Origin of the sequence: Ornithinibacter sp., from assembly GCF_035443565.1 — a bacterium.
Taxonomy (GTDB): Bacteria; Actinomycetota; Actinomycetes; order Actinomycetales; family Dermatophilaceae; genus Fodinibacter.
Map to the genome: position 1 here is coordinate 8510 of NZ_DAORSO010000059.1, position 6261 is coordinate 14770.

Annotated in this window: 3 protein-coding genes; 2 read left to right on the forward strand and 1 reads right to left on the reverse strand. The window is 71.6% G+C overall.

Annotation, left to right across the window (positions count from 1 at the left end; translation table 11 throughout):
* Positions 1-2108: MGH1-like glycoside hydrolase domain-containing protein (locus PLL68_RS08180; RefSeq protein WP_324533281.1), on the forward strand; the 2108-nt coding region annotated here is incomplete at its 5' end.
* On the opposite strand, the gene PLL68_RS08185 is transcribed toward PLL68_RS08180, so the two are convergent.
* Entirely contained in the window at positions 2101-3804 is a 1704-nt protein-coding gene (locus PLL68_RS08185) for a formate--tetrahydrofolate ligase (RefSeq protein ID WP_324533282.1), read from the reverse strand. The genes PLL68_RS08180 and PLL68_RS08185 overlap by 8 nt on opposite strands.
* A 174-nt stretch (positions 3805-3978) precedes the next feature.
* On the opposite strand from PLL68_RS08185, the gene PLL68_RS08190 reads away from it, so the two are divergent.
* Positions 3979-6261, forward strand: coding sequence for an ATP-dependent DNA helicase (locus PLL68_RS08190; protein WP_324533283.1), 2283 nt, complete (start codon positions 3979-3981; stop codon positions 6259-6261).

The window sequence follows — 6261 nt, forward strand, 5'->3', positions numbered from 1 at the left end:
TGGTCATCGAGGCGACCAACCACGGCCCGGATGCCGCGCCGCTCGACCTCGTGCCCCAGCTGTGGTTCCGCAACACGTGGTCCTGGGGCCGCGACGACCGCCTCCCGTCGCTGCGCCTCGTCGACGCCGACGACACGCTGGCCCCCGGCACCACGGTGGTCCAGGCCGAGCACGGTTGGCTCGGGCGGTACGTCCTCGTCGCCGAGGGTGCCCCGGACGTGCTGTTCTGCGACAACGAGACCAACGTGGCCGCGGTGTTCGGGCCGGATGCCGGGGCGAGCCTGTCGGCTTACCCCAAGGACGGCATCGGGCGGGCGGTCGTCGACGGCGACGACAGCGGCACCAACCCCGCGGCGACCGGCACGAAGGTCGGGTTGGTCTACCGGTTCGAGTCGGTCGCACCCGGTGAGACGGTGCGGGTGCAGCTGCGGCTGCGGGCCGACCACCAGGTGGAGCGGCCGTTCGGTCGCTCGTTCGCCGCGGTGCTCGAGGACCGCAGGCGCGAGGCCGACGAGTTCTACGACACCGTCATCCCGAGCGACGTCAGCGACGAGGACCGGCACATCTCCCGCCGAGCGTTCGCCGGGCTGAACTGGGGCAAGCAGCTGTACCGCTACTCGGTCAAGGAGTGGCTCGACGGCGACCCGGCCGGGCCGCCCGCGCCGCCGGGACGCCGGGCGCGCACGGCGCGCAACCGCGCCTGGAGCCAGCTCGCCCTCGCCGACGTCATCTCGATGCCCGACGAGTGGGAGTACCCCTGGTTCGCGACGTGGGACCTCGCCTTCCACTGCGTGGCCATCGCGCACATGGACCCGGCGTTCGCGAAGAACCAGCTGCTGCTGCTCGTGCGCGAGTGGGCCCAGCACCCCAACGGCCAGCTGCCGGCCTACGAGTGGGACTTCGGGGACGTCAACCCCCCGGTGCACGCGTGGGCGGCCTGGCACGTCCACCAGCTCGACGGCGGCACCGACCGGGCCTTCCTCGTGCGCATCTTCACCAAGCTGATGTTCAACTTCTCGTGGTGGCTCAACCGCAAGGACTCCGACGGGTCCAACCTCTTCGAGGGCGGGTTCCTCGGGATGGACAACATCTCGGTGTTCGACCGCTCGCGCGACGTGCCGCCGGGTTGGCGCCTGGAGCAGAGTGACGCGACGAGCTGGATGGCGTTCTTCTCGCTGAGCATGCTGCGCATCGCCCTCGAGCTCAGTCGCGAGGACCAGGCCTTCGACGGGCTGGCGACGACCTTCCTCGAGCACTTCCTGTCCGTCGCCGAGGCCATGGAGACCTTCGGCACCGACGACGTCTCGCTCTGGGACGAGGCGGACGGCTTCTTCTACGACGTGCTGGTCGGTCCCGACGGGCACTCCGAACCCGTGCGCCTTCGCTCTCTGGTGGGCCTGCTGCCGCTCATCGCCGTCGCGCACGCACCCGACTGGATCACCCGTGAGCTTCCCGACTTCGTCGCCCGGCTGCGCTGGCTCCAGCGCCGACGACCAGACCTCACCGACGCCCTGGTCACGACGCGCGCAGAGGGTCAGGTGGTGACCAGCCTCGCCCCGCTCACCGCGGCCCGGGCGCAGGCATTGATGACCAGGCTGTTCGACGAGGGCGAGTTCCTCGGGCCCCACGGCATCCGATCGCTGTCAGCCGCCTACCGCGGCGGGGTGACCCTCGACGTGGCCGGGGTGTCGATGTCGGTGGCCTACGACCCGGGGGAGTCGACCACCAACCTCTTCGGTGGCAACTCGAACTGGCGTGGGCCGGTGTGGTTCCCGATCAACGTGCTGCTCATCGACGGGCTGCGGGGCCACGCCCGGGCCGCCGGGGGAAGCGCCGAGGTCGAGTACCCCACCGGGTCCGGGCGCACCCGAGGCCTGGGGGAGGTGGCGGACGACCTCGAGCAACGGCTGGTGTCGTTGTTCCGTCCCGGCGCGGACGGGCGCCGACCCGGCACCCCGCGCGACCACCCGAGCGGGCCGCTCTGGGACGTCCACGTCACGTTCGCCGAGTACTTCGACGGTGACACCGGGCGCGGCTGCGGCGCATCGCACCAGACCGGGTGGACGGCGCTGGTGGCGCACCTGATCTGCGCGAGGCCCCTCAGCTGAGGCCGACGATGTTGCCGTTCTCGTCGATGTCGATGTGGTCGGATGCCGGCACCTTGGGCAGCCCGGGCATCGTCATGATGTCGCCGGTCACCATGACGACGAAGCCCGCGCCCGCCGCCAGGCGGACCTCGCGGATGTTCACTGTGTGCCCGGTCGGCGCGCCGCGCCGGGTGGCGTCGGTGGAGAACGAGCTCTGCGTCTTGGCCATGCAGACCGGCAGGCCGGAGTAGCCGTCGGCCTCGATCTGCGCGAGCCGCTTGGCGGCCTTGGAGTCGAACGTGACCCCGGCCGCGCCGTAGACCTTCGTGGCGATGGCCTCGGCCTTGTCGGCCAGCGAGAGCTCGTCGGCGTAGACGAACTGCATCTCACCCTCGCCCGCCTCGATGGCCTCGAGCACACCGTGGGCCAGCGCCTCGGCACCGGCGCCACCGTCGCTGAAGTGCGTCGCCTCGTAGGCGCGAGCACCCTCGGCGCGCACGAGGTCGATGAGCGCGGCGACCTCGGCGTCGGTGTCGGTGGGGAAGCGGTTGATCGCGACCACGGGCGGCAGGCCGTAGACGTCCTTGACGTTGCGCAGGTGCTTGCGCAGGTTCTCCATGCCACGCGTGAGGGCGTCGACGTCCTCGGTCTTCAGGTCGGCCAGGGCGACGCCACCGTGGTACTTCAGGGCGCGGATGGTCGCCACCACGACGACCGCGCTCGGGCGCAGCCCCGAGGTGCGGCACTTGATGTCGATGAACTTCTCGGCTCCGAGGTCGGCCCCGAAGCCGGCCTCGGTCACGACGTAGTCGGCGAGCTTGAGCGCCGTGCGGGTGGCCATGACCGAGTTGCAGCCGTGGGCGATGTTGGCGAACGGACCGCCGTGGATCATCGCCGGGGTGTGCTCGAGGGTCTGCACGAGGTTGGGGGCCAGCGCGTCGCGCAGGATGACGGTCATCGAGCCGTTGGCCTTGAGGTCGCGGGCCGTCACCGGCTTCTTGTCGCGGGTGTAGCCGATGACGATGTTGCCCAGTCGTTCCTTGAGGTCGGCCAGGGACGTCGCGAGGCAGAAGATCGCCATCACCTCGGAGGCCACGACGATGTCGAAGCCGTCCTCGCGCGGGAAGCCGTTCGCCACGCCGCCGAGCGAGACGACGATGTCGCGCAGGGCGCGGTCGTTGAGGTCGACGACGCGCTTCCACGTGATGGTCCGCGGGTCGATGCCGAGCGCGTTGCCGTGGTGGATGTGGTTGTCGATGAGCGCGGACAGCAGGTTGTTCGCCGCGGCGATCGAGGCGAAGTCGCCGGTGAAGTTCAGGTTGATGTCGGTCATCGGCACGACCTGGGCGTACCCGCCGCCCGCGGCGCCGCCCTTGATGCCGAACACCGGCCCCATCGAGGGCTCGCGCAGGGCCACCATCGACTTCTTGCCGATCCGGCTGAGGGCGTCGGCCAGGCCCACGCTCGTCGTCGTCTTGCCCTCACCGGCCGGGGTGGGGGAGATCGCGGTGACGAGGATCAGCGTTCCCTCGGGCTCGTCGGCCAGGCTGCGGATGTGCGCGAGGTCGACCTTGGCCTTCGTGTGGCCGTAGGGGATCAGCGCCTCGGCGGGCAGGCCGAGCCGTTCCTGAGCGAGCTTCGTGATCGGGGTGATCTCGGCCGCCTCGGCGATCTCGATGTCGGACGGGAAGGGGGCAGAGGTGGTGTCAGCGGTCACAGGCGCCAGTCAAGCACCACGGGGGCTTCCCTGTCATCACCTTGGCGCCACATGGCGCAACCCGGCGCACGATGCGCAACATCGCGGCGGTTCTGCCCAGCCACGAGCACCCGGGCCCGGCAGCCTGTGGACGGGCACACGCAGGCCACCGGCGCGACGGCATACCCTGCTCTGGTGCCTTCGCTGACCGACCTCCTCCATGCCGCCGTCGGGGGAGTGGGCGGCACCGAGCGGCCCGGACAGGTCGAGATGGCGCAGGCCGTCGCGGACGCCATCGACACCAAGAGCCACCTGCTCGTCCAGGCGGGCACCGGCACCGGGAAGTCGCTGGCCTACCTCGTTCCCGCCGTCCAGCACGCCGTCGACACCGGCATCCCCGCCGTCGTCGCGACGGCGACGCTGGCGCTGCAGGCGCAGATCGTCGACCGCGACATGCCACGGCTCGCGGATGCCGTGGCGCCCCTGCTGGGTCGTCGTCCCACCTACGCGCTGGTCAAGGGGCGCCGCAACTACCTGTGTGCGCACAAGGTGGAGGGCGGCTTCCCCGACGACGACGCCGACTCGCTCATGTCACTCGGGATGGTCGACCAGCAGGCCTCCAGGCTCGGGGCCGAGGTCGTGCGCCTGCGCGAGTGGGCCGAGGTCACCGAGTCCGGTGACCGCGACGAGCTCGTGCCGGGAGTGTCCGAGCGGGCCTGGCGGCAGGTGTCGGTCAGCGCGCAGGAGTGCCTGGGCAGCCGCTGCCCGATGGTCACCGAGTGCTTCGTCGAGCGCTCGCGTGCCGCCGCCGCTGACGTCGACGTCATCGTCACCAACCACTCGTTCATGGCGATCGACGCCTTCGAGGGCCGTCAGATGCTGCCCGAGCACGACGTCCTCATCATCGACGAGGGCCACGAGCTCGTCGACCGGGTGACGTCCACCATCACCGACGAGGTGACCCCCGGCATGATCCGGGCCGCCGCCAAGCGGGCCGGGCGCCAGGCCGACGCGTCGTCGACGATGGAGGAGGCCGCCGACCTGCTCGAATCGGTGCTGGAGCCGGCTCCCGAAGGCCGCCTGACCGGCATCCCCGACTCGCTCGCCATGGCGCTCGGACGGGTGCGGGACACCGCGCGCACCGTGCAGAGCGAGCTCAAGCCGCAGCAGGGGGAGGAGGTGGATGCCGGGCGTCAGGTCGCGCGCGCCGCCGTCGACGAGGTGTTCGAGAACGCCTGCCGCATCCTCGAGGAGCGTGAGCTCGACGTCGTCTGGCTGAGCCGTGACCCGCGCCGTGGGCCCGTCCTGCGGGTGGCCCCGATGAGCGTGGCGATGCTCGTGCGCGACAAGGTCTTCGAGGAGCGCACCGTCGTGCTCACGTCGGCGACGCTCGAGCTCGGCGGGTCCTTCGATGCCGTGGCCGGCACCATCGGGTTGCGCGGCGAGGGGGCGCCGAGGTGGCGCGGGCTCGACGTCGGCAGTCCGTTCGACTACCCCAAGCAGGGCATCGCCTACGTCGCCCAGCACCTGCCGCCGCCCGGGCGCGACGGTCTGGCGGGGGAGACCCTCGACGAGATCGAGGCGCTCGTGCGCGCCGCCGGAGGCCGCACGCTCGGGCTGTTCTCCTCGATGCGCGCCGCCAAGGAGGCCACCGAGGCGATGCGCGAGCGGTTCGCCGACAAGGAGGGCGAGATCGCGTTCCTCTGCCAGGGCGAGGACCAGATCAGCACGCTGGTGCGGCAGTTCGCCCGTGACCCGCGGGTGTGCCTGTTCGGCACGCTCTCGCTGTGGCAGGGGGTCGACGTGCCGGGGTCGTCCTGCCAGCTCGTCATCATCGACCGCATCCCGTTCCCACGGCCCGACGACCCGCTCGCCTCGGCCCGGTCCCAGGCCATCGCGCGGATGGGTGGCAACGGGTTCATGGCCGTCTCCGCCACCCACGCGGCGCTGCGCCTGGCCCAGGGGGCGGGTCGGCTGATCCGGCGCTCGGACGACCGCGGGGTCGTCGCGTTCCTGGACAACCGGATGATGACCGCTCGGTACGCCGGCTTCCTCCAGCGCTCGCTGCCGCCGTTCTGGCCGACCTCGGACCGGGCGATGGTGCTGTCCGCGCTGGCGCGCCTCGACGAGATCGCCGACCCGCCGCTCCCGGTGGCCGAGCCCGCCCTGCGCGGACTGACGGGCGCGCTCGCCGCGCCGGTGGGCGACCCGGCGCGAGGTGCGGATGCCGTGGCGCCCGTGCCGCTGTCGCGTCCGGTCGCGGAGGCTCCGCCGCCGCCGGAGTCCTCGCGGACGGCGGTCACCCACGGCCACGCGTGGACCGAGCAGGAGGACGAGGAGCTGCGCGACGGCATCGAGCTCGGCCTCACCCTCGACGAGCTCAGTGAGTCGATGGAGCTGCCGACGGAGGTGCTCGCTGCCCGGCTCGCCGGTCTCGGGCTGGAGGCCGGCAAGGGAGCCACCCTCACCTTCGACTGA